We start from the raw sequence: 24,285 nt of genomic DNA, 5'->3' as shown, positions 1-24,285 counted from the left end.
TCGAAATCTATTAGGTATATTCTTAATTATCTATCATGGAACAATGTCGAGATTTCTCTATAAAACCATAAACTCGAAATCCTATATTTAATATAAACCTCAATTGTCTGTATTGACGAAAATACTATTACCGTCTTACATAATTACCAAACTCTGTCAAGAGTAAATATTCGATGCATTACGCCGAAACAAGGTTGAAGTAAGTGTCGAACATCGAACATAGAGAAAATATGGTCTTATTTTATTCGGACATATCTCTTCGTAATGCCTGGGAAGATGTTTTGATTTTGTTACTAATGTAAAAGAGCAGCGGAACTAAAAGGCATACCCAAATAGGTTTAACCTTAACTTCTGTTGAAAAAAATAAATTTTTTTAGATAAGATGAATAATCACTAGCTTACCTTCAATATAAGAACAGCTATTCACAACCTGATGTCCTATTTAACGCCCATCCCATTAAACTATTTCATTTCCCATTCTTTATAAAAAGAGCGAGCCAAGACAATATACGTAGCAACTCCTGCACACTATCCGTATTCACTATTAACTTACAAAATAATAGCCCACAATCATGAGATCTAATGGAATAGGCAGTTATACCCTTCATCTTTCAAGCTGCTGCTTTGTTGGCGGCTTTCACTCACCCCAGTCACATCGTTATCTATGCTCCTGGGGATTCGTTCACTTGCCGCCGCGCTGCAACTCGAAATCTATTAGGTATAGTATAAAATAAGTTAGCCTTTTTTATAGCCATTTAGCCAAAATTGTTCACTAACCCAATCTGAAACTTGTATCATATATTCGTTTATTTTATTTAAACAAACATGAGCCTCTGATTCATAACATAATAACTTATGATTATCACCCCATGACTGATCTAACTTTTTCACTTTATCGATCGGGAATATATCATCTAATCCACCATGAACAGTAAAAACCTTGGTTTTACAAGGTAAAGAGATGTCCAATTTAATTTCGTCAAAAAGAGACTGCATACGACTACTATCTTGCATAAATGCAAATTGGAAATCTTCTTTAAGCCGTCTTGGCAACTTATCAAACTCTGCTATTTCAGGCCCACCGGATAAATTGACGATACAACAAAATTTATCACCAATTCTTTGCGCAACACGTAGCGCAAAATAACCACCAAAACTAATTCCTAGGAAACAAAGAAGATCACTATTAATTCTGGCATCATCCTCTAATAATTTTACTATAGAAGCAACATATAATTCCATATCGATAGCTATCGGAGAATTTCCAAGATTTATTCCCTGCCCTGGCCCATCAAATATAGCTACCGCCATATTTCTCCCCAAGAAAAACTCAGCCAAAGATAATATTTCAATTTCAGTCATCGAATCCAATCCATTGGATAAAATAACACAAGGCAAAGAATGATTCTCTTCTTCTTTATACCCTTTAGGGAATATAAGGAAAAACGGCATATGAAATTTATCAACGGCAATATATTGATGCTCAACCAACAAATCACTATATTTTATACTAGATAAAAAACATGAACGAATATACTCTCTGAGCTGTATCTTTCTACTCCTATCACTGAAATACATAAATTCTGCCCAATGATAACAGGCAGCGGCACTCCTCAAAGCACGAACATGGCTGACTTCACTTTTAGCCGAGTTAGCGATATTAATATAGCTATCACCCACTTTTGACCAATTAATCATCCATTCATACCAAAACTCTTCAGAGGATAAGTCTAAGTTTTCCGCTGGAAAATGACTCAATGCCGCAACAACATCTCCCCAATGAACTTGGGGAGCATATTGAGAATTTAAGAAAAATAGTCTCGGCATAAAATAACCACAAGTAGCAAGAAGTTCTGGCGAAATTCTATTGGGTTTATTTTTATTATTCATCTTATTTTCCTTTGATTTACTAAATACGAGTGTCTAACCACTCTTTACAAGCAAAGACCATTTTCTTACTATTTTCTGAAATAGCATTTTTTACTATCTCTTGTTGTCTTGCTTTATCTTCCGTACCAAATTTAACTGCACATAAATCATGATTTAACTCAACATCATGACTAGAAACAATGAACGAACCACTTCCTTTACTAAATATACGCCATGAGCCACTATGAGACTTTAATACTAAAGGAGGCTCTGGTTGAAAATATTCAATCGATAAATTATTCGCATCACAGAATCGTATACTACGGAAAGTCTCATTTCCATTTGGCGTTGATACTTCCATGTTAAATTCTTGATACTTATTATCATTATAAATGACTTTTACTGAATCACAATGAGGCAATATTTTATTCCAGTCATTGATATTTAAAAATATATTGTAAACATCATCGACCTGGTGAGGGATATAATATCCTGCCGTGAACGTTAATAAACCTGATTTTTTATGACTTTCTACCTGGCTCTTTATACTATCCATTTCCATTCGAGTATTATCATTGATAAATGAGATAATAAGGGAATTAGCCTGGTCATGATTATCAACACCATCAACGATACCACTGACATCTGCTAATAAAGACCAATTCCTTTGCACCGTTAGAATACAGCGTTGATCATTAATAGGAATGACTTGCCATCTGCCATTCATTGTTTTTAATAATGGCATCGGTGTAGGCATAACATAGTCAATCCGATAAATAGCATCAAAATAATATCGCTGCGTTTGCCAACTTACTGCTTTATTATTTTGTTTTGCTTTGATTTCAACCAATTCTTGATTGCCCGATCTATTTAAAACTTCCGCACCATCACAGAATGAAAAAATATCAGTCCAACAAGAGACATCCTTAACCAAAGTATAGACCTGCTGCGCTGGAGCTTCACATATGGCTGAGTGAGTAAACGTTCCTTTTAATATTTTTTCCACCCCCTCTGTTGACTCTACGATATTTTTTATCTTATTGAGCTCTTTAACTGAATTAGTATCAATAGCTTTACTGATAAATTCGTGTGCCTGTTCTATCGTTTCAACACCATCAATTAACCCAGTGATTTCAGACTCAAGATCATACAAATGCTCTAATAACAGCACACATTGCTGAGAATTAATTTTAATCACGCGCCATGACGTTTCCATTTCTTTAACTAATGTCATTGGGGGGCTCAGTTTTGATTTTATACTGAATGTTTCTGGATAAAATTTACGGTCCGATTCCCATTGCATTAAAATACCGTTAAGTAAGGCTTTAACTTCTATTTTCTCACCTGCTTTATCCCTAAACAGAGTCTTTACTTCCTGACATGGTTCAAATATTTCTGGCCATTTATCAGAATTAATAATAATTTGATATACATCTTCTATCTGAGCATTACAGACAATTGAATGTGATTCTACATAATTCATTATTGATTCCTCAATGTAAATAATTTTTTAGGATTGATTGATTTAATTAACTCTGATTTAAATATTTTATCATTATGGCTTTTTGGAAAGTGTTCATCAGTAACATAGAACCAATCCGGCCATTTTTCTCGACTGAGTTTACTACTTAAAAATGATGAAATAATATCTTCAATTTCAGGTAATGATTTTTTCGATATCTCTCCACTCATACAGGCAACCGGCTGATCAATAGCAACACCATTTTCATGGAAAGAAAAACCAACAACCGTAGCCACATTCACATTGGGTATTCGGGATAAAATAGATTCAACTTCTTCGGGATAAATCCTATGTCCGTTAGCACTCATAAAAGTATTTTGCTTACGTCCTTTTAAAATTAAATAACCTTCCTCATCTATATAGCCTAAATCACCAGTGGCAAACCACTCATCAGGAGGCGTTATTTCTCTAGAAAGGACATCATAATATCCTTCCATAATACTTTCACCCCTTAGGATAATTTCTCCGATATTATCAGATGAGCCTATAATAGGTTTAACCGCTACCTCTAATGTATTATCAATCTTGCCAACACAATAAATTGAATTGAGATATCTTTTATCACGATGATCTTGTTCATCAACCCAACAGAAAGGACCATAAGTTTCACTTAACCCATATCCCTGCACCCATTCACAACCAATTAATTGGCGCCCTTTCTCCAGTACGCTAGGCGGCATAGCTGCGGCACCATAAGCAACAACCCGTAAGTCAGAGAGATCGATATTATGTTCCGCGGTTGATTTAACGAATAACTTCATCGACTCTGGGCGTAACATAATATGGGTTATTTTATTGCGAGAAAGATAATCAGGCCATCTCTCTACATTTCTGTCTTCAGGTATAAAAAGTGTTGATTGATGTAATAATGAACCGAAAGAAAAAATCACTCCAGTTGTATTATTCAACAAACCTGACATGAATATTTTAGCATCTTGAGTGAACTTTAATTTCTCTGTCACCGAATAAATTCGTCGACATACTAACGATTCTGAAATACTAATTGCTTTCGGTTTACCTGTACTTCCACTAGTGAACAAGACAATAAAATTAGCAATAGATTGCGGAGAATACGTTATCATGGGGATTTCCGCGATATCGTCACTGCCCCGGATCTTATAATCTGAAATATCAATCACATTAATGTTGTTTTCTTTTAATCTTCCAACAAAATGTTTATCTTTTTTAAGATAAATCACAAAATCGTATTGCACTTCATTGGTAAAATTAATCCATTCATCGATTGTCGCTGATGATAAATTATAGGGCATTAATAAATGCAGCCCCATAGCACTAGCAGCAGCTAAAAAGAAAACACCTAATTCATCATGCTCAAATATAACAATGACTTTATTATCTTTTTGAACTCCTCGACTAAGTAAATCATCGATTAAATGGGAAACAGAAGATATTACCTCTTTTCTTGTATAATGATAATCCTTAGTAATAATACAATCATGATGTAAGTTATCACGCTCTGAATGCAACAACATAGAGATTAGTTTCATTTCTGTTTCCCTTTAATTAGCAGTTAATTTTTATCGTTTAAACTTGATGAAACGAAATCAAGAACCGCTCTTCCTGTTTCCCAATGACTAAATTGACTTTTAGTTACGGAAATACCGAATTCTTTCTCAATATCTTTTGCCAAGTCAGCTAATTCCGTAGAGTCCATATCATAGGCATCAGCAAGGTTTGCATCCATATTGAAATCATCAATATTAATGTTAAGAAAAAGAGACAAAATCGTTTTTATTTTTACTTCTGGATTATTATTCATATATTTTTCCTCACGTACTTAAATATTTTAGAGATTAAATAGCCGAAAAACTCAACGCACACACATGACCTTTATTACTGAAGCGCTGAATTATTATTTGGTTAGCATTTGAAAACTCATTAATTTTATTAGATTGTTGTTCCCCATCTTCATGACTTTCTGACAAGAATGATGACGCCAAGACTGAATCAATCACGCCACTGACTGAGAATTGATTATTCAAATAAGGTCTCAGATTTATAAATGATGTTTTTATCTCTTTATTTGAGAAAGCATTACTCGTTATTTCTTTTTCATCATCATATATTCCATCCATAATAAATACAGCATTTTTATTATGACTGAATAGTTCAGCAGTATATTCTAAGGTATTATTTCTGGTATTTTTATCCGGTGCAAAATAATCAACAAAACCGGTTAATTCACATAATATCGAAGCACCGCGCTCTAAAGCATGTTGCTTCTCTTCCAGCACCAAAAATGCAGCGCCCTCCGAAAAATCTCCTGGCCGTTTTTCGCCAAAAACCTCAGAGTGTTTCTGGCCTGACGCTTTCTCCAGTAAATTTTTAACTAATGGGCTAGAAAGATGTTCTGACGCACCACATAACATCACTTCCGCAACACCATTAGAAATCGCCTCAGCCGCATAGCCTATTGCTTGCATCCCTGCCACATCGGAGGTAGAAAACGTTTTAGATTGCGCACTAAAACCATAAAGCAGTGACAATTGCCCTTGAAGTGCCGCTGGGAACCATGCCGTGGCAACATAAGGTCCCATTCCCTTTATGCCTTCAATATGGAGCGCTTTAACTTCATCCTCAATATACTGCCATCCACCAAAACAGTTTCCGACATATATTCCAACGCGATTAGGATCAAGCTTATCGACATCCAAGCTACTCGCTTTTAATGCCATTTCAACGGCGACGATACCATAAACCGAAAATTCATCAATTTTACGTCTTAAGCGGTTATTGATATATTTTGCGCCATCGAAACCACTCAATGTTCTTATTACAGAACTTGCGGTCGTATTATTTATCGATTCTTGGCCCAATAACTTCTGAATGACTTTTGATTTTATGGAGGTGACATCATTGCCATCAGGATGTATTGCACCAACACCGGTAACGACAACTCTTCTACGCATTGTCTACTGCCCTCATAACAATAACACTGTGAATACCAGAAAAACCACTTGATAATTTTAACGCGGTCTTAATTGGATATGAGCAACCTTGATTAGGAATATAATCTAAATCGCAATCAGGATCTGGTGTTTGATAATTAATTGTTGGGTGAACATACTGCTTTTCTATTTCAAGACATAATGCTACAGACTCAATCGCATTAGCGGCAGCTAAAGCATGACCTGTCATTGACTTTAATGAATTAATTGGAATACCAAATGCATTTTCTCCCAAAACAAATTTAATCGCATTTGATTCGTTAATATCATTTTGAGCCGTAGAACTGCCATGAGCACTAATATAATTTACCGCTGATGGCGATATCTGGGCATCTTTCAATGCCATATCAATGCATCGTGCCATTGCCATTCCATCCGCTGGCAAGTCAGTCATATGATAAGCGTTATTGACGGATGCATACCCTGCTAATTCAGCATAGATATGTGCTCCACGCTGCTTAGCGTGTTCATAAGACTCTAAAATTAATATTCCACACCCTTCTGCAATCACAAATCCATCCCGCTCAAGCGAAAAAGGACAAGTCGCTGCTTGCTGATTTTCCAACTCTCTTGATGATAGCGCCCCTAAAGCTTCAAAAGAGCCGATAGAAAGTGGACAAAGTGGCGCTTCACTTGCACCAGCCAGCATAATATCCGCTCTGCCATAACGGATATGCTCCATCGCAATACCTAATGCATCAAGTCCTGCCGCACACCCGGTTGATATGTTACTGACGGACATAGATGCACCATATTTTTTCGCAACAGAGGTTGCGGCAGAGCTGAAATCAAAGCTGTCATAATCTTCTGATTTAATTAAATCAGGGTGAATATTCTCTTTGCCCCCTTTGGTGATCCTGAGTAAACACTCTTCCATTCCCTCAGCATCAGCAATCGCTGTTGCTATCGCAACACCAAAACGCTGGCCATCAATGTCTGAAGGTTTTAAGTTTGCATCTTGCATTGCCATCTCAGAGGCTTCTAAAGCAAACTGGAGATATTTACGCTCACTTTTCAGAACAAACTCTTTGTTATTGCCATTGTTACCGTGAACTTGTCCTATTGCTCCGCTTTTAAAGCCAAATCTTTCTCTTCCCCATTCATATTTACTCACTCCCGATTTTCCGTTATGAATATTGTTCCAAAATTCATTAACGCCAACACCTGTCGGTGCAACAACACCTAGCCCTGTCACCACAACTCTACGTGGTTGAGATTCATTTCTGTTATTTATTATCACAATAATTATCTCGATAGAAATATAATAAACATTTATTCAGGCAAGCTTTATTAATATAAAATTTACCCATTTTCATTTAAGAAAATCATTATCTGCAAGTAGTGATATTAAACTACTTCATCTATAAAATTATATTTGTCATATACCCTTCATCTTTCAAGCTGCTGCTTTGTTGGCTGCTTTCACTCACCCCAGTCACATCGTTATCTATGCTCCTGGGGATTCGTTCACTTGCCGCCTCGCTGCAACTCGAAATCTATTAGGTATATATATTTGATTTTTATCTCCTAACCAAAATTCTTGAAAATAAGCACCAAACCATAGCTCTATTTAAATACTCATTTGTTTCTTTCACTGTTCTTTCATCTATTAAAATTGCAATAATAATATGAATATTCCAGGCTGAACCAAACTAAGTTAACTCCCTTCGTTCTGCATATGGATAGAATAATTAAGCTTTTTTTTAATTACTCAATTTATTCTTAAAAATCATCCAGAAAGGAGATGACAAATTTATTATCATAGAGCTGATATATCCGCCCACAGTACAATATAGCCAAAAAATATAGCTATCTTTATTAATTCGATACAAATAACTGCCTGTCCCAATAGGGCTCTAAATCATGCAATGCACAACTCATACCTTAAGCCCCTTCTTTTAAATATCTAAGGTATACTCAGGCATATTGGACATTAGATTTAATTGTATGATCTTGAAATCTCTTTTCTGCTCATATTCTCTCCCGTCTTACCATATAATTACATATTATTATTATAATATTGCGACCACTCGACTCCATGAAGCATCTGCTTTCTCTAATTTTATTGGAAAACAGCACACTTTAAATCCATAAGGTTTAGGAATACTGGTTAAATTACAAAGCCGTTCTATCTGTAAATAAGGATGATCCCGTCCGATAAAATGAGATGGCCATAAGCAATCTTTATTCCCAGTTTTCTTATAATCGTTAATCATCTCTATAAATGGCCGATCAAAGCTAAATGCATCTGTCCCAATAATCTTTACCCCTTGCTCAACTAACCATTGAACAGCACTGCTTTCAATTGCTCTATAGTGAGTAAAATAGGATTTCGCTCCTATCAGTTTATCAGCTCCGGTACTAATAAGGACAATATCATTTTCTTTTATTTTATAATTAATTTTCTTTAAATGATTTTCTACCGCCTGTTTATCAATTGATTGATTATCATGACTAAAATCAAGTAATACACCATGATTATAAAACCAATCCAAAGGGATATCAGTAATCGTTGCTGGCTGATCTTGCCCTTTATGCCACCCATAGTGATAGGGAGCATCAATATGCGTTCCAGTATGCGTGGTTAATTGATAATGCATCAGAGATAATCCCATACCATCAGGAAAATCATTGTGATCAATAATCCACTTTTTGCGTTTGAACAGTTTTATAAAGGCTCTTTTCCACCATGAACTGGTATGGAAATATAAATAACTCTCACCTAATTTATTGGCACCTTCTTTATGATCAACGACTCCCCTGGTTACTTTCTCAGGTTCCCAAAAATCACAATCTATAGGAACACTTAAGTCAATAATATTACTCATCTTTGTTCCTTATAATTTCGGAATAGTTTATTTCCTTGATATTTGGTGTAGAAATTACCTTCTTTTGAGATAAGGCACAAACAAATTGCTGATGATGAATCAATAATGTGCTTGCCTCTAATTCTTTCATATCTTTAACAGAATCAGAGTTATTAGCCAATAATTTCTCATGTAAAGTCGAAGCAAATAATTTAATATATGCTTCAAGCCTAACCCAATAGTATAACGACATTAAATGATAGTAATTCTTAAATCCCAGGCTAATCCCTGATGGTTGTTTTAACATTACACCTTTCATATATTCCAGCTCCTCATCCTGAATAAAACGTTCAACAATTTCAGAAAATTTTATCTTAGAAGGAGTGACTTCAATATCAACACCTATTTCCCTTGAGCTAAAACCGATGGCACAATAGTTTCTTGAAGCACTCAGTGAAAAATAATAGTTGAAGTCTTGCTCCGTGGATATATAAGGTTTTCCGTTATCATTCGTTATGATTTCATAATCAGATAAATATTGACTTAAAACATAACGTAATGCAGCCCGTCTAAATATAAATTTTTTTCTTCTATCCGCTAAACAAATGTGATTATGGCGAACTATATCAGAGCAGTAAATTAACTGTTCAATAGAGGCTAAATCAATATCATCGATTTTGATAATCCAAAGATCAAAAAAATCAGATGATAATGAAATATCGTCCATGATTAGTAATTACCTAATCCACCACACACATTCAGCGCTTGAGCGGTTACAGCCCCGGCGAGAGGGGATGCAAGATAAGCAACCATTTCAGCCACTTCATTAGGTTCAATATATCTTCCGATAGGAACACGCTCTTCTACTCTTCTTTTCGCTTCGGCTATATCAGTGTCCCAAATTTTGGCGTAATGTTCTCTGACACGCTCCGCCATATCACTTTCAACAAACCCAGGACAAACTGCGTTAACCGTGACACCTGAACCATTACGTGCTAATTCAAGCCCTAAAGATTTAGTCAGGCCAATAACACCATGCTTAGAAGCAGAATAAGGCGCACCATAAATAACACCTTGTTTCCCACCAGTGGAAGCAATATTGATAATTCTGCCACCAGATAACATTAATTCTCTTGTCAAAGCTTCACGTATAACAAAGTAAGTACCATTTAAATTAACGTTTATGACATTTTGCCAAGTTCGTGGGCTTACTTCAGCAGTAATACCCCCACCAGAAATGCCTGCGCAATTCACAAGTACTGTCAGCTTATTATCTTCAAGCTCCAGTTGGTCAAACGCTTTTTTAACATCATCATGATTAGAGACATCACAAACTATTTTCTTAGCAAATTGACTACCATATTTATTGCGTAACTGACCAATTGCACTATCAAGGCGCTCAGGAGTACGCGATAATAATATTGGTTCAAAGCCATCCTCAGATAATCTCTCTGTAATTGCGAAACCAATATCTCCTGTCGCACCGGTAATAAAGGCATATTTCATCTGAACTATTCCTATCGTTATTTATACCCTTCATCTTTCAAGCTGTTGCTTTGTTGGCTGCTTTCACTCACCCCAGTCACATCGTTATCTATACTCCTGGGGATTCGTTCACTTGCCGCCTCGCTGCAACTCGAAATCTATTAGGTATATATTATTGCTATTCACGGAAAAACACGATTACCCTAACAAGCATTATTCACAAACTAGTGACAGTTTTTGTCAGCATTTACAAAAAATATTAACGGTTTTACGTAAAGACCAATAATATACTGGTGTTACATTTACAATAACTTATAATACCAGATTACTTTATCATGTCACTATACAAATTCATCTTTTCTGATTAATCAGAGAATCAAATAAATGGTCAGTAATCATCACCGGATTTAAAAAAGGTTGAAAACCATGATGTTATGAATTAACCGTTTCTTGAATGGATGCAATACATAAATCGCTTCTTCAAACTTAGCGACATAAATCATGCGGTATGAATCAGCACTTTTAATTGTCAACTGCATAGCATAGCGACCAATCGTTTTTCTCATGGATTTCTTTTGAGCTGGAGGATACTTCATTTTTTGCTCTTTAAGTAAATCGCCATCAGATAAAACCTCATAAAAATCAAAATTATCGAAAGAATGAGGATAGTCACACTGTAAGGCTACGAGTTCAAAGTTAATTCGATCACGTACTGCATTAGGATAATTATCTATTTCTTCCTGAACTTTAGCATTTCAATAATTTAATTATTAGTTCAAATAAAAACTTGTCTAATAGTTAACTATCTAAACTATCGACAAGAAAATCAAAAATACTGAACAACACGCGAAGAAATGCTGTCATTTCAACGGATGTCTATTGATACGGAACGTTATCCGAGATATTCAATATCTCATAACGCTATATCATTTCCAGATGAATATTATTATCATGAAACTCTAATGTTAGAATTTTATTTCCGCCGCCTCGATTATTACCTGAAATCTCTAATGCATCATCGTAAGTAAATTCCCTATTTATGGAATATTTAACCGCATTTGCATTCAGTGGATTACAATAGTCTTGAAATATCCAAATATTAAATCCAAATTCAGATTTAAATCCTTTTTCAGTATAGATATGAATTGCTTTATTAGGTTCATATTTATCCCCTATCCAAGGAGCCCATAAATCGCCATGCCATTCAGACATCTTATCCACAGAAAAATTTTTCCTGGAAATATATCCATGCTCAACCACAATTTTACAAGGCGTTTTATTATAAATAGATTTAATATTAGTTACTCCCGCAATAATATTAATAGCTGGTTTATTCTGAGCATTACTTAATTTTCGTTCCATTTTATTCACCTATGTCAATTAGTAATTTCAATAATAATTATGATAGGATTTATAATAACTTCATCCTTTCGCACACTATCATCCAGCATGAGCCAAAATTATCCTTACTGCTTATCCCAATAGAGCTATTGAGATAGGCACTTATTATAGTAATTTCCTCCAGTGATATTATACTTAAAACAACATTCCATTTTTACTAATTATACCTATACTCTTATATCAATGATTAGCCTTAAATTCAAATATAGCGCAAAACCTTTATTTTACCATTAAGGCTAGATCACATATCTATCGTTATTTTCCCTTAACTATTACGTTCAGCATTATTCATTAGATCTTTCGTCCCTCTTTTCATCACCTGAGCTAATTTCATTACGTATATAGGTAATATCAGGGCACTAACCATAGTCAGTATGAAAATAGGCTGCACGTTCTCAGCAATAATCTCCTTACCGTCTAAGAAAATGGAGGAGAAGAAGAACACCACACCGGCGCCCAAATTAGAAAATGCCATCTGAAGGGCGCCAAAACCTGCACGATTTTCAGGCGTCGAGGCATAAGAAGCGAGCACGTTTGCAGCCATCACCTGCACATAAGTCGCGAACATAAAAAGTGAGAAGAAAATGTATCCATCTACTTTTCCCGTCAATCCCAGAAAGATATTGACAATAAATAGCGTCGCGGCGGCGATAGTAATTCGCTGAGGAGGGTATCTATCGCAAAGTTTCCCGGTTAAATAAGTACCCACCCAAGATGTGATACCACCGCAAAAGAATACCAGTGCAATCTGATTTTCCGGGATATAAAACACATTGGTTAATAACGGAGCAAGTATCGGAATAAGCATGAAGGGACTAAAATTACTGACACCACTAGCCATCCCGGCTAATGTTATTTTTTTAGTCAGCACAATTTTATTGTGACTCTTTTTTACTTTCTCTGCTCCTGGAATAAGGAAGAGGATCAGAGGCAAACTCACTATGCATAAAATAACGATAAATAAAAAAGAGACTTGCCAGTTAAAATTCTCGGCCAAATATAAACACAACGGGATACCTAAAATGCTCACAAATGAAAAAGATGAAAATGCAATCCCTAATACTCTTCCCCGCATACTTTCTGGAGAATTATTAAGTAAGATCCCAATGCCTACTCCCAATGTCACACCACCAAACAGACCGGCAATCATACGTAGCAGAATCAGTTGGTATGGCTCTGAGGAAAAAATCGTTAGGAATGTAATCAGGCCAAGAAACAGCGTGTTTAAAATGAGAACCTTTTTTTTATTAAAGCGATCGATAAAGAAAAAAGATATCAGGCCAGAAAACACCGAGGAAAAAACATAAACACCCGCAATAACTCCCGCCATCGTAACCGGCATGTGAAAATCTTTCGACATATAAACAAAAAGCGGAGTTACCATCATGTACTCTAATGCATTAATAAATTGAACTAATGCAACAACCATCGCAATAACAACTATATTATTAGTTCCAACTACCTGATTATTCCCAATTAACTTCGACATTATGAGTTCCAATTCCTACTGGCTTAAATTTCATTGACGTGGTAAGCAATTTACATCACACGCAGATTAAAAAAAAGCACCACGTAGCATCACCGTAAGCGTCTGGCGTAACCAAGCTTGAAGTAGCGCTGATAATGGCAAAATAGAATCATCAAATGATGGCAATTTCTGGGCTCCGTTCATTGTTAGGAGTAAGTAACAAATGCTCCACCTTTCTCCAATAATCTTATGATTGATACTCTATTGGTGGGATGATTATCTCCACTAAGAATCACAAAAAAGCAAGATATCTTGCTGATCCCGATGGCTTATCTCTGAAGTCATTTAAAAGATTATACATATAGTCGCATGATGAAATCAGGGATATATCAATGATAAGAAATAAATAACAAATCCTCTGGAGAGACAATGGATAATATAATTAGATATGGTGATACCGTAAAACTACTAAATAGATATCAAAACTGGGAAGGAGGATATCTCAGTGTATATGGAGATGATAACAGGCTCGGCGCAAAACATAAGGTAGTCACTGTCGTTCCCTCTTTTTCTGATGCTGGAGGAATATGGCGAATAGAGTCAGGCACCGGAAAACCGATAGGCAGTGAGATAATAAATAATGAAGTTATCTTACTCCATAATCTTTATCAATGCGATGGCGGTTACTTATCATGCTATGAAAGAACGGGGAGTGAGGCACCACCGGAGCTTTATCGGGTTAACACATCAGATATCAACATTCATACTAAAGCAGCAATGTTATGGTCTATTAATCAACAAGCCATTTCTCAAGATGGCAGAATGACAGAAGAGGGGGTTTTTGCTTTCTTTAGCCAATATGAACTAAGGGGATTCCTTGATATACATGGTGACTCCACCTTAGTAAATTCGAAATATCAAGTATTTTCTTCTGGAGCGGCTCAACGCCTACGTGGTACCGGCCTGTGGAAAATAGAAAAAGTCAACGATCCTTGCACCCCTAATAAACCATCAAATTGTGGCGGAGAATGCGGTATCAATGACACTGGTAAATACTGCTTCCAAATACCTCAAAGTATTCGATTTGGTCTAATAGCTTATACGAATACAACTATCCATCAACAAACAGTAAAAGTGTATATTGACGACCTTCTGGTAGACACATTAACCGGTAAAGGAACAGAGACTAAAGCCTATACATCAGGTACAGGCAAAATCTGTATTGAGATTATAGGAGATGGTAAACCCTGCAAACTCCGTTACTCCTATAATACGCTTGATGGAAAACCGGGAACAATGACTATCGGTGCTGAAAGTGGTGTTAATAATAATTACAACGATAGCGTAGTGGTATTAAATTGGCCGCTGGTATGAGTGAAAAGACTTTTACATAGATTCCACCATTAATAGCAGTAAAACTTACCAATAAATTAAAGCGGCATGATATACCTTTATTACTACATGCCGCGATAGGGATATCGTAAATTAAATAACATATCAACAGTTAGAAATAAGTAATCGACTTTCAGGAGAAATTATGGCAAATATACTTAAATATGGCGATACCGTAAAAATATTAAATAGTTTCAGAAACTGGGATGGTGGATATCTTAGTGTATATGGAACGAGTGGTATTTCAGATGGAAAACATGCTGTGATAACCACCACCGCGGCAGGAACATTCTGGCGAATTGAATCAGGAACGGGCAAGCCTATCGGTAGTGAAGTTATTAACAATGATACTATTTTACTCCACAATCTTTATCAATGTGATGGCGGCTACTTAGGACATTATCAATCCTCAAGTCAACAGGTTCCAGAAGGTGAAATATACCCGATACACACATCAGATAAAAACATTCGTCCAGAAACCTTAGAGTGGATTATTTATTCCGACATGCCATCTATTGATGGGAAAATCAAAGAAGATGAAAGCGTTACGCTATATAACCGTTGGGGAACCAGAGGCTTTCTTGATACCAATGGTTGGGTTGGACTCCCTGAAACAGTATGTCATGTATATACTTCTGCTAATAACCTCCGCAAACCTTATACCGGCCTGTGGAAAATGACACAAGTTAAAGATCCTTGTCTCCCGGTTACCAAACCCTCCAATTGTGCTGGAGAATGCGGTACTAGTGACAGCGGTAAATACTGCTTCCAAATACCTCAAAGTATTCGATTTGGTCTAATAGCTTATACGAATACAGCTATCCATCAACAAACAGTAAAAGTGTATATTGACGACCTTCTGGTAGACACATTAACCGGTAAAGGAACAGAGACTAAAGCCTATACATCAGGTACAGGCAAAATCTGTATTGAGATTATAGGGGATAGCAAACCCTGCAAGCTCCGTTATTCCTATAATACTCTTGATGGAAAACCCGGTTCAGTCATTATTGGTGCTGAAAATGATTCCAATAATAATTACAACGATAGTGTGGTCGTCTTGAATTGGCCACTGGTGAATTAGTTAAAAATACCCTGTTAATTTCACTAAAAAAATTATCAATACATTAAAGCGGTATTATATGCCGCTTTCTTATGCCATAAATATCATTAATAAAATATATTTCCAAGCATTACTCATCCCACATAAAAATAAAAAACACTAAAAAAGACGTTAAAAAATACAATCTAATACTTTAATTCCCATTTGATTTATATATACCTTATCTCTTAGCATGTATTTTTATTTCTGCAAAGATACAAACAAATCAAATCGATCAGCAAATCATCAATATATAATCTTGATTACAACCCATCATTGGAATTAACCTCCAATTATACAAATCATTCTGTGCCATCAAATATATAAATAAATTACATAATTAAATTTGTATTTTTCAATACTATTTGAAATCTATTTCGACTAAAAATCTAAATAATACGTTAAAATATAATTACCATGAAGGATATATAACAATGAATACATCCAGTTATCTTTTTCTTAACTCGGAAAATATTAAATACAATGAAATATCTGGCCATAATGGGGTGTACCCAGGTTATCCCCAACCTGTCAGTAAAGATTGGCCTAATCTTCCTGTCGCATTCCAAAGACATTTTGACGATGTGATTAATTTAAATGGTTATTTGTATTTCTTTAAAGGATCGCAATATCTTAAATTCGACATCGCAAAAGCTCAGGTGGCTGAAGGACCTAAGCCCATTGTGGAGGGATGGCCTGGATTAATAGGAACCGAATTTGAAAATGGGATAGATGCAGCTACGGAATGGATCGATATAAAAAACCCTGATATCACCAATGTCGTTTGTTTCTTTAAAGGTAGCGAGTGTATCGATTATACTGTCAGTTCACATACGATCAATCAGAAAACGATTTCAGAAAAATTGGGAACAACTGGTAAATATTCAGAATTCAGTACAAATCTGGATGCCGCAATTTTATGGAGGACTCGTGGATACCATTATATCTTCATTTTCAAAGGTAACTCTAATATCCGATTTAATCTGAAATTAAATACTATCGATGGAGGACCAACGACCCCTAATAAAATTAATTGGCTAGGAGTTACCTTCAACAGAATTCAAGCTGCGGTATCAGTTGATACAGATTTGTTAGGTAGTCAAAACTGTGGCGGAGCATGTGGTAATAATGACACTGGTAACTACTGTTTCCAATTACCGCAGAGTACCAGATTTAGGCTAACAGCCTACACGAATACTGATGTTCATCAGCAAGCGATAAAAATATATATCGACGACATTCTGGTAGATACATTAACCGGCAAAGGAATTGATAACTTAACCGCCACCAAATCCTACTCATCAGGTACAGGTAAAATCTGTATTGAAATTACCGGTGATGGCAAACCCTGTAAGCTCCGTTATGCCTATAATACCCTCGATGGAAAACCCGGGTCAGTCATTATTGGTGCTGAAAACGGTACCAAGAATAATTACAATGACTGCGTAGTGATATTGAATTGGCCGCAAGTGTGAGTTAGAAACACCTGAGTAATTTCATCACCTAAAAATAGAACACTAAATTAAAGCGGTATTATGATGCCGCTTTTTATATAAAAATATTATCAATATAATATATTTTTAATATGTTATTATTAAAACACAAAAATAAATAAAATGGAAATACAAAATAGTGCTTTTCATCTTAACTGTATAATATAGTTCTTATCTCTTAGTCTATATTTATATTTTTGCAAACAAACAACATCATTAAATCAATAAATAATCTATTAATATATAACATTGCCATAATCTATCTTTTATATTAATTTTCACAGCGTGAATTTTTCTGTTTCGCAAAATAGTCTTAATATCATTATTAATATATTTTATCTATGAACAGGAAGTTTAACAAATACGCAAAATAAATGACAAATTTAAAAACCATGAAGGATATATATTAATGAACTCAAGTGTCTATTTATTCCTTAATGCAGATAACGCCAGATATAATGAGATATCAAAAAAACCAGATATTACCTATCCTCAGCCTATCAGTAACGATTGGCATAACTTGCCTATCGAGTTTCAAAGACATATTGACGATGTGATTAATTTAAATGGTTATTTATATTTCTTCAAAGGCTCGCAATACGTTAAATTCGATATCGCAAAAGCTAAGGTAACTGATGGGCCGAAGTTTATCTCAGAGGGATGGCCCGGACTGAAAGGAACCGAATTCGAAAATGGGATAGATGCAGCCACAGAATTTACAACAAATATTGTTTGCTTCTTCAAAGGAAGTGATTGTATCGATTACGCTGTGAATTCACATACGATTAAGCGGGACTCTATCTCAGCCAGATGGGGCGTTACAGAGAAATACACAGAATTCAGCACCAATCTAGACGCGGCTGTACAGAGAATATATTCTCGTATTGATCTCTTCAAAGGAGGTAATTATATTCGGTTTAACCTAAAATCGAATGCTATTGATTATGGACCGGCTCCCATTTCTAATTATACCGGAGGTCCTTTCAACAAAATTCAAGCAGCAGTATCAGTCGATCCCGATTTATTAGGCAGTGACCGAGGCAATAATGGAAGCTGTAGCGGAACATGTGGTATCAACGAAACAGGTAAACATTGCTTCCAGTTACCTCAAAGTATTCGATTTGGCCTGACAGCCTATTCTAATACCGATATTCATCGGCAAACGGTAAAAGTCTATATTGACGATCTTCTGGTAGATACATTAACCGGCAAAGGAACAGATAATCTGATGGCAACTAAAGCCTATACATCCGGTACAGGCAAAATCTGTATTGAAATTACCGGGGATGGCAAACCCTGCAAACTTCGTTATGCCTATAATACTCTTGATGGAAAACCCGGTTCAGTCATTATTGGTGCTGAAAATGGCACCGAGGGCAATTACAATGATAGCGTGGTGGTATTGAACTGGCCCCTAACATGAAAATGATTAGGAGAGATCAGTCAGCAATAAGTAAAAATTAAAATCCCTTGAACAACTTCACATTTTTAAAATAATTCAGAGAATATCCTGTTCTCTGGATTATTTTATACCTAATAGATTTCGAGTTGCAGCGAGGCGGCAAAGGAGCGATGCATCTTGAAATCCATAGGGTATATATTGAAGGGTGAAAATATTCTCAAGCTAATTATTTATTTGTGGTGGTAGGGAATATTGACACGTTAAACGCTTGTAATGAGCAATGTAAAACTAAAGAAATCTAATTAATATTGTTATGCTACTGCCAATAACGACAAGAATCACCTTGTTTTAATTAGGTAAGTTTCAACTCATCAAAAAATACCTTATAGGAGGGATACAGTGAATAACCATTATGATGTTTTGATTATTGGCGCTGGTATTGCAGGCATTGGTACAGCATGTCATTTAACAAGGAAATGTCCTGATAAGAAGTTTATTATCTTAGAACGTCGCCAGACGATAGGCGGTACTTGGGATTTATTTCGCTATCCAGGCATTCGCTCAGATTCAGATATGATGAGTTATGGCTATAAATTCCGCCCTTGGACAGACACCAGTATTTTTGCCGATGGGCCTTCAATTAGAAGTTATATCGATGCAACAGCAAAAGAGTATGAAATTAATAACAAAATACAGTTTGGGCTAAAAATCACTCATACTGACTGGTCAAATGAGACTCGCCAGTGGACTGTTATCGCGATTGATGAAATAAGTGGGGAAACTCAGCAATTTACCTGTCGTTTTCTCGTCGCTGCAACAGGCTATTATAACTATGATGAACCTCATTTACCTCAATTCCCCGGTATTGAAGATTTTAAAGGCCCGGTAATTCACCCTCAACACTGGCCTGAAGAGTTGGATTATAAAGGAAAGCAAGTTGTTGTGATTGGTAGTGGTGCAACAGCCGTTACTTTACTGCCTGCAATGGCAAATGATACTAAACATATCACGATGTTACAGCGCTCCCCGAGTTATGTTCTTTCCGTACCGGAAAGAGATAAGATAGCAGAGTACTGCAAAGGCATTATTCCACAGCGCTGGATTTACACATTGAGTAGAAATCGCAATCTCTTTCTACAGCGCTTACTTTATAAAACGAGTCGGTATTTACCTAACTTATTGAAATCGTTTTTGCTGGCATCGGCTCGCAAGCGTGTCGGCCCAGATTTTGACATGAAGCACTTTACGCCGAAATATATGCCATGGGATGAACGGATGTGTTTTATTCCCAACAGTAATCTATTTAAGGTACTGAAAGAAGGTAAAGCCTCTATCGTTACTGACAATATTAAACGCATAACTGAAAACAGCATCTCATTACAATCCGGCAAGGAATTACCAGCGGATATTATTGTTACCGCCACTGGACTGAAATTACATTTTATTGGTGGAATTGAACTCTCTATTGATGGACAAAAACAGCAAGGTCATGATCGAATGCTTTATAAAGGGACGTTGATACAGAATATCCCTAATTTTGCTTGTCTGTTTGGTTATATCAATAACCCCTGGACGTTGAAAGTTGATCTCTCTGCGGAATATATCTGTCGTTTGTTGAACGAGATGGATCGTCGTGGTGCAACCGTTGTGACACCACATGCTCAGCCGGGTGAGATACAGGAGGACGAACATATTTTTGGTGCTTTGCAATCTGGTTATGTAAAACGTGCAAAGGACTTACTTCCTCGTCAGGGACACAGTTCAACCTGGCAGGTTCCGCATGATTACAAAAAAGATAAACAGGTTTTGGGACAGCCTGTAGATGATGCCGCGTTGAAATGGACATAACCACCCGAAATTAAAAAATCAGTGGTTATAGCAGCCCGTTATCATAAACGGGCTGTTGGTTGTCATTAATCAGATTTATGTCAATTCAAAGCATATTGGGCATGTGCAGCTTGAAGATAGTTGTAGATCATTTCCATGATTTTTCCATGATTTTTCCATGATTTTTCCATGATTTTTCCATGATTTTTCCATGATTTTTCCATGATTTTTCCATGATTTTTCCATCAGGAATTTTTTTGTTATATCCTGAAAGTTTGGAATTTAACAATTTTGATGTGAGAACTAAATTCTATTTTGGCGCAATAAATTCAGTTTGGTGATAAAAAGCAATCATATATCAAAGCATTAATTTATTAGAGCCGCATTCTTCGTATCAATAAAATTAATTTTCACCTCTCCATCACCATTAACTAATTTAACTTAGCAAATGATGTAAACCACATAATATGATGTGATTTTATTACACTGACATAATACCTCCCTAAGATGTTATTTAAGATTGACGATTAAATCTGCACATACCACTTTTACTTTACAGATCATGATAGAAATATCGCAAATTAAATTAAGACAATTTTAGTGATATATTCATTGTCAGAAAAAAGAAACAAACTCTATGCCTTCCTTCAACAACCATTAATATTCATAATTAATCAAACCTGGCGTTAATCACTTTTTTAGGATTACAAAAAAGTTTAGCATTTGTCTTATTTTAATAACCTATTATGAGATAATCCAGAAAACTATAAAAAGGGTAATTAAGCCAGGGTAATTTCAATATCATTTTCATTGTTAAAAATAAACTACAAACCTTAAGGATAAATTATGGCTGATATAATTAAATATGGCGATACAATAAGAATATTAAATGGTTATAATAACTGGCAAGGAGGATATCTCAGTACATATGGAAATAATGACATACCAGGCGCAAAACATAGCGTGTTAACTGTAGCTCCCTCTTTTTCTGATCTAGGAGGAATATGGCGAATAAAATCAGGAACAGGAAAGGCTATCGGCAGTGAAATAATTAATGATGATATTATTTTACTTCATAATCTGTCTTTCTGCGATGGTGGTTACTTGGGATATTATGATGGCCCAAATCAACCGGTACCAAGTGGAGAAATATATCCGATAATCACCTCAGATATAAATACTTATTCTCCAAAAACATTAGAGTGGATTATTTATTGCGAGACGCCTTATTCTACAAAGGAAAATATCATAGAAGGAGCAATTATCAGCCTATATAATCGATGGGGAAATAAAGGTTTCCTTAATAGTTATGGTAATGCCAACAAACCAAACACGTTATATGGGGTATCTCTTTCTGGTAATAGTACTCGTAAAACAATTAAGGTAGACCAGTGGAAAATGGAAAAAATCAATGATCCTTGTCCTCCTACCAACCCCTCAAATTGCGGTGGAGAATGCGGTACCAATGACACCGGTAAACACTGTTTCCAATTACCTAAAAATATTCTATTTGGCTTGACAGCTTATAATAATACGAGCATTCAGCAAACGGTAAAAGTGTATATTGACGACCTTCTGGTAGACACATTAACTGGCAAAGGAACAATTAATCCGATGGCAATCAAAACCTACACATCAGGTACAGGAAAAGTTTGTATTGCAATTGAAGGAGATGGTAAACCCAGCAAACTACGTTATTTCGATAACACCCTTGATGGAAAACCGGGAACAGCGATTATCGGGGCTGAAAATGGCACTAATAATAATTACAATGACTGCGTAGTCATGTTAAATTGGCCGATGGTGTAAATTAAAAATACTTTGGTAAATTTCACCATAAGAAAAAATAATATTTAACAATAAATTAAAGCGGTATTATTCCGCTTTTTTACTATGCTAAATTTATTATTAACACAACATATACCAAGGTGTTATTATTCAATAAAAAACATTTAAAGAGAATATTGGAGAAATATAAACCATACTTAACAATTAACTTATATAATAAGCACACCTCTTATCATGGCATTTGTACTTTTGCAAAACATCAATGTCATTAAATTCATTAATTATTGATTAATATAAAATCTTGATTACAAACCATCAATGACATAAATTACTCTACATCACCCTATAAATAATCAATATAAAAGAATTACAATCAAAGCTTTGAATATCATTTTTATTATATATTATCTTGAAATAGTAAGTTTAAATAATTAATCACCATAGAGGAGATATAACCATGAACACAAATACCTACTTATTCCTTGATGCAGAAAACATTAAATATCATGATGATGCACAAATAAATAAAGGGGACGCTCCCCAACCTATCAGTAAAAATTGGCCTAGCCTTCCTGTCGAGTTTCAACGACATATTGACGATATAATTAATTTAAATGGTTATTTATACTTCTTTAAAGGCTCACAATATCTTAAATTCGATATCGCAAAAGCACAGGTCAGTGAGGGACCCAAACACATTATAGCAGGATGGCCCGGATTGAAAGGCACCGAATTCGAAAATGGGATAGATGCTGCCACAGAATGGGTCGATACAAAACGAGATGTTGTTTGTTTCTTTAAAGGTCGCGATTGTATTGATTATACCGTTAGTTCACACACAATTAGTAAGAAAACGATTTCAGCCAGGTGGGGAACTACCGGAAATTACTCTGGATTCAACTCTAATCTGGATGCTGTTATTTTATGGAGGAATATTGCCAGCCATTTAATTTACTTTTTCAAAGATGGTAATTATATCCGATACAATACACAGTCAAATACTATTGATACCGGTCCTGTATCCACCCAAGCTGGTTGGCCTGGAGTCACTTTCAACAAAATTCAAGCGGCAGTCTCTGTTGATACAGATTTGTTAGGCAGTGACCGTGGTAGCAATAGTAGCTGTGGCGGAACATGTGGCACCAATGACACCGGTAAACACTGTTTACAGTTGCCTCATAGTATTAGATTCGGACTAACGGCCTATAATAATACGAACATCCAGCAAACAGTAAAAGTGTATATTGACGACCTTCTGGTAGATACATTAACCAACAAAGGAAAAAATAATCCGATGGCGACTAAAATCTACACATCAGGTACAGGAAAAGTTTGTATTGCAATTGAAGGAAATGGCAAACCCAGCAAACTGCGTTATTTCGATAACACCCTTGATGGAAAACCGGGAACAGCGATTATCGGCGCTGAAAATGGCACTAATGATAATTACAATGACTGCGTAGTCATGTTAAATTGGCCGCTAGTGTAAATTAAAAATACTTTAGTAAATTGCACCATAAACAAGAATAATATTTAGCAATAAATTAAGCGGCATAATGCCGCTTTTTTATTATTCACCATATTTGGCAACATCAATAAGATTATAATCAAAATCATTCTTCTACATTACAATAATATCTGGGGCCAAGAAAAAAGCCCCTTTGTATATACCCTTCATCTTTCAAGCTGCTGCTTTGTTGGCTACTTTCACTCACCCCAGTCACATCGTTATCTATGCTCCTGGGGATTCATTCACTTGC

General features: G+C 35.7%; 20 protein-coding genes. 7 read left to right on the top strand and 13 right to left on the bottom strand.

Going from position 1 to position 24,285, the window contains the following annotated elements:
- Positions 1–735: 735 nt before the first annotated feature.
- The 12 genes from KZ793_RS12070 to KZ793_RS12015 all read right to left on the bottom strand — a co-directional run bounded on the left by KZ793_RS12070 (position 736) and on the right by KZ793_RS12015 (position 13,542).
- Positions 736–1,890 carry an alpha/beta hydrolase family protein gene (locus KZ793_RS12070; RefSeq protein WP_225815569.1) on the bottom strand — a complete coding sequence of 385 codons (1,155 nt, stop codon included), beginning with the start codon at positions 1,888–1,890 and terminating at the stop codon, positions 736–738.
- A gap of 19 nt (positions 1,891–1,909) precedes the next feature.
- Positions 1,910–3,352, bottom strand: coding sequence for an SRPBCC family protein (locus tag KZ793_RS12065; protein WP_225815568.1), 1,443 nt, complete (start codon positions 3,350–3,352; stop codon positions 1,910–1,912).
- Positions 3,352–4,899: an ANL family adenylate-forming protein gene (locus KZ793_RS12060; protein ID WP_225815567.1), complete on the bottom strand. Its 1,548-nt coding sequence runs from the start codon at positions 4,897–4,899 to the stop codon at positions 3,352–3,354. The genes KZ793_RS12065 and KZ793_RS12060 overlap by 1 nt, the downstream gene beginning before the upstream one ends.
- Positions 4,900–4,922: 23 nt before the next feature.
- Positions 4,923–5,171 carry an acyl carrier protein gene (locus KZ793_RS12055; protein WP_225815566.1) on the bottom strand — a complete coding sequence of 83 codons (249 nt, stop codon included), beginning with the start codon at positions 5,169–5,171 and terminating at the stop codon, positions 4,923–4,925.
- A 34-nt stretch (positions 5,172–5,205) separates the two neighbouring features.
- The gene (locus KZ793_RS12050) at positions 5,206–6,321 is read right to left on the bottom strand and encodes a beta-ketoacyl synthase N-terminal-like domain-containing protein (protein WP_225815565.1); all 1,116 of its coding nucleotides are present in this window, start codon (positions 6,319–6,321) and stop codon (positions 5,206–5,208) included.
- Positions 6,314–7,600, bottom strand: a complete 1,287-nt coding sequence (locus tag KZ793_RS12045; RefSeq protein ID WP_225815564.1) for a beta-ketoacyl-[acyl-carrier-protein] synthase family protein — start codon at positions 7,598–7,600, stop codon at positions 6,314–6,316. The genes KZ793_RS12050 and KZ793_RS12045 overlap by 8 nt, the downstream gene beginning before the upstream one ends.
- 772 nt (positions 7,601–8,372) lie before the next feature.
- Positions 8,373–9,188, bottom strand: coding sequence for a cyclase family protein (locus KZ793_RS12040; protein ID WP_225815563.1), 816 nt, complete (start codon positions 9,186–9,188; stop codon positions 8,373–8,375).
- Positions 9,181–9,894 carry a 4'-phosphopantetheinyl transferase family protein gene (locus KZ793_RS12035; protein WP_225815562.1) on the bottom strand — a complete coding sequence of 238 codons (714 nt, stop codon included), beginning with the start codon at positions 9,892–9,894 and terminating at the stop codon, positions 9,181–9,183. Before KZ793_RS12035 ends, KZ793_RS12040 begins: the two co-directional genes overlap by 8 nt.
- 2 nt (positions 9,895–9,896) lie before the next feature.
- Positions 9,897–10,673, bottom strand: coding sequence for an SDR family oxidoreductase (locus KZ793_RS12030; RefSeq protein ID WP_225815561.1), 777 nt, complete (start codon positions 10,671–10,673; stop codon positions 9,897–9,899).
- 386 nt (positions 10,674–11,059) lie between these two features.
- Complete coding sequence (locus tag KZ793_RS12025; RefSeq protein WP_225815560.1) at positions 11,060–11,248, bottom strand: type II toxin-antitoxin system RelE/ParE family toxin; 189 nt, start codon at positions 11,246–11,248, stop codon at positions 11,060–11,062.
- A 325-nt stretch (positions 11,249–11,573) separates the two neighbouring features.
- On the bottom strand, positions 11,574–12,014 hold the full coding sequence (locus KZ793_RS12020; protein ID WP_225815559.1) for a hypothetical protein: 441 nt from the start codon (positions 12,012–12,014) through the stop codon (positions 11,574–11,576).
- 304 nt (positions 12,015–12,318) lie between these two features.
- A complete protein-coding gene (locus KZ793_RS12015) occupies positions 12,319–13,542 on the bottom strand; it encodes an MFS transporter (protein WP_225815558.1) in 1,224 nt (407 codons plus the stop codon).
- A gap of 408 nt (positions 13,543–13,950) precedes the next feature.
- On the opposite strand from KZ793_RS12015, the gene KZ793_RS12010 reads away from it, so the two are divergent.
- From KZ793_RS12010 to KZ793_RS11990, 5 genes are all read left to right on the top strand, one after another.
- Positions 13,951–14,895 (top strand): fucose-binding lectin II, encoded by a 945-nt coding sequence (locus tag KZ793_RS12010; protein WP_225815557.1) that lies wholly within the window; start codon positions 13,951–13,953, stop codon positions 14,893–14,895.
- Between the two features lie 163 nt (positions 14,896–15,058).
- Positions 15,059–15,997, top strand: a complete 939-nt coding sequence (locus KZ793_RS12005; protein WP_225815556.1) for a fucose-binding lectin II — start codon at positions 15,059–15,061, stop codon at positions 15,995–15,997.
- A 452-nt stretch (positions 15,998–16,449) separates the two neighbouring features.
- Entirely contained in the window at positions 16,450–17,490 is a 1,041-nt protein-coding gene (locus KZ793_RS12000; protein WP_225815555.1) for a fucose-binding lectin II, read from the top strand.
- A gap of 427 nt (positions 17,491–17,917) precedes the next feature.
- Positions 17,918–18,931 carry a fucose-binding lectin II gene (locus tag KZ793_RS11995; RefSeq protein ID WP_225815554.1) on the top strand — a complete coding sequence of 338 codons (1,014 nt, stop codon included), beginning with the start codon at positions 17,918–17,920 and terminating at the stop codon, positions 18,929–18,931.
- A gap of 378 nt (positions 18,932–19,309) precedes the next feature.
- A complete protein-coding gene (locus tag KZ793_RS11990) occupies positions 19,310–20,758 on the top strand; it encodes a flavin-containing monooxygenase (protein ID WP_225815553.1) in 1,449 nt (482 codons plus the stop codon).
- An 80-nt stretch (positions 20,759–20,838) separates the two neighbouring features.
- Here KZ793_RS11990 and KZ793_RS22570 read toward each other — a convergent pair whose 3' ends face one another.
- Positions 20,839–20,961 carry a hypothetical protein gene (locus tag KZ793_RS22570; protein WP_255619298.1) on the bottom strand — a complete coding sequence of 41 codons (123 nt, stop codon included), beginning with the start codon at positions 20,959–20,961 and terminating at the stop codon, positions 20,839–20,841.
- Between the two features lie 622 nt (positions 20,962–21,583).
- On the opposite strand from KZ793_RS22570, the gene KZ793_RS11985 reads away from it, so the two are divergent.
- Positions 21,584–22,546 carry a fucose-binding lectin II gene (locus KZ793_RS11985; RefSeq protein ID WP_225815552.1) on the top strand — a complete coding sequence of 321 codons (963 nt, stop codon included), beginning with the start codon at positions 21,584–21,586 and terminating at the stop codon, positions 22,544–22,546.
- A 436-nt stretch (positions 22,547–22,982) separates the two neighbouring features.
- Entirely contained in the window at positions 22,983–24,014 is a 1,032-nt protein-coding gene (locus KZ793_RS11980) for a fucose-binding lectin II (RefSeq protein ID WP_225815551.1), read from the top strand.
- The last annotated feature ends 271 nt before the right edge of the window (positions 24,015–24,285 follow it).

Source organism: Photorhabdus antumapuensis, assembly GCF_020387775.1.
Classification (GTDB): domain Bacteria; phylum Pseudomonadota; class Gammaproteobacteria; order Enterobacterales; family Enterobacteriaceae; genus Photorhabdus; species Photorhabdus antumapuensis.
Note: the sequence above shows the minus strand (reverse complement) of the source record. Positions and strands in the feature narration are given on the sequence as shown.

Bases quoted from the DNA above. Each gene is read 5' to 3' on its own strand.
- KZ793_RS12055 (WP_225815566.1), bottom strand. From the start codon at position 5,171: ATGAATAATAATCCAGAAGTAAAAATAAAAACGATTTTGTCTCTTTTT.
- KZ793_RS12030 (WP_225815561.1), bottom strand. From the start codon at position 10,673: ATGAAATATGCCTTTATTACCGGTGCGACAGGAGATATTGGTTTCGCA.
- KZ793_RS11995 (WP_225815554.1), top strand. From the start codon at position 17,918: ATGAACTCAAGTGTCTATTTATTCCTTAATGCAGATAACGCCAGATAT.
- KZ793_RS12035 (WP_225815562.1), bottom strand. From the start codon at position 9,894: ATGGACGATATTTCATTATCATCTGATTTTTTTGATCTTTGGATTATC.
- KZ793_RS12015 (WP_225815558.1), bottom strand. From the start codon at position 13,542: ATGTCGAAGTTAATTGGGAATAATCAGGTAGTTGGAACTAATAATATA.
- KZ793_RS12065 (WP_225815568.1), bottom strand. From the start codon at position 3,352: ATGAATTATGTAGAATCACATTCAATTGTCTGTAATGCTCAGATAGAA.
- KZ793_RS12050 (WP_225815565.1), bottom strand. From the start codon at position 6,321: ATGCGTAGAAGAGTTGTCGTTACCGGTGTTGGTGCAATACATCCTGAT.
- KZ793_RS12020 (WP_225815559.1), bottom strand. From the start codon at position 12,014: ATGGAACGAAAATTAAGTAATGCTCAGAATAAACCAGCTATTAATATT.
- KZ793_RS22570 (WP_255619298.1), bottom strand. From the start codon at position 20,961: ATGGAAAAATCATGGAAAAATCATGGAAAAATCATGGAAAAATCATGG.
- KZ793_RS12070 (WP_225815569.1), bottom strand. From the start codon at position 1,890: ATGAATAATAAAAATAAACCCAATAGAATTTCGCCAGAACTTCTTGCT.
- KZ793_RS12005 (WP_225815556.1), top strand. From the start codon at position 15,059: ATGGCAAATATACTTAAATATGGCGATACCGTAAAAATATTAAATAGT.
- KZ793_RS12010 (WP_225815557.1), top strand. From the start codon at position 13,951: ATGGATAATATAATTAGATATGGTGATACCGTAAAACTACTAAATAGA.
- KZ793_RS11980 (WP_225815551.1), top strand. From the start codon at position 22,983: ATGAACACAAATACCTACTTATTCCTTGATGCAGAAAACATTAAATAT.
- KZ793_RS12060 (WP_225815567.1), bottom strand. From the start codon at position 4,899: ATGAAACTAATCTCTATGTTGTTGCATTCAGAGCGTGATAACTTACAT.
- KZ793_RS12000 (WP_225815555.1), top strand. From the start codon at position 16,450: ATGAATACATCCAGTTATCTTTTTCTTAACTCGGAAAATATTAAATAC.
- KZ793_RS12040 (WP_225815563.1), bottom strand. From the start codon at position 9,188: ATGAGTAATATTATTGACTTAAGTGTTCCTATAGATTGTGATTTTTGG.
- KZ793_RS12025 (WP_225815560.1), bottom strand. From the start codon at position 11,248: ATGAAGTATCCTCCAGCTCAAAAGAAATCCATGAGAAAAACGATTGGT.
- KZ793_RS11985 (WP_225815552.1), top strand. From the start codon at position 21,584: ATGGCTGATATAATTAAATATGGCGATACAATAAGAATATTAAATGGT.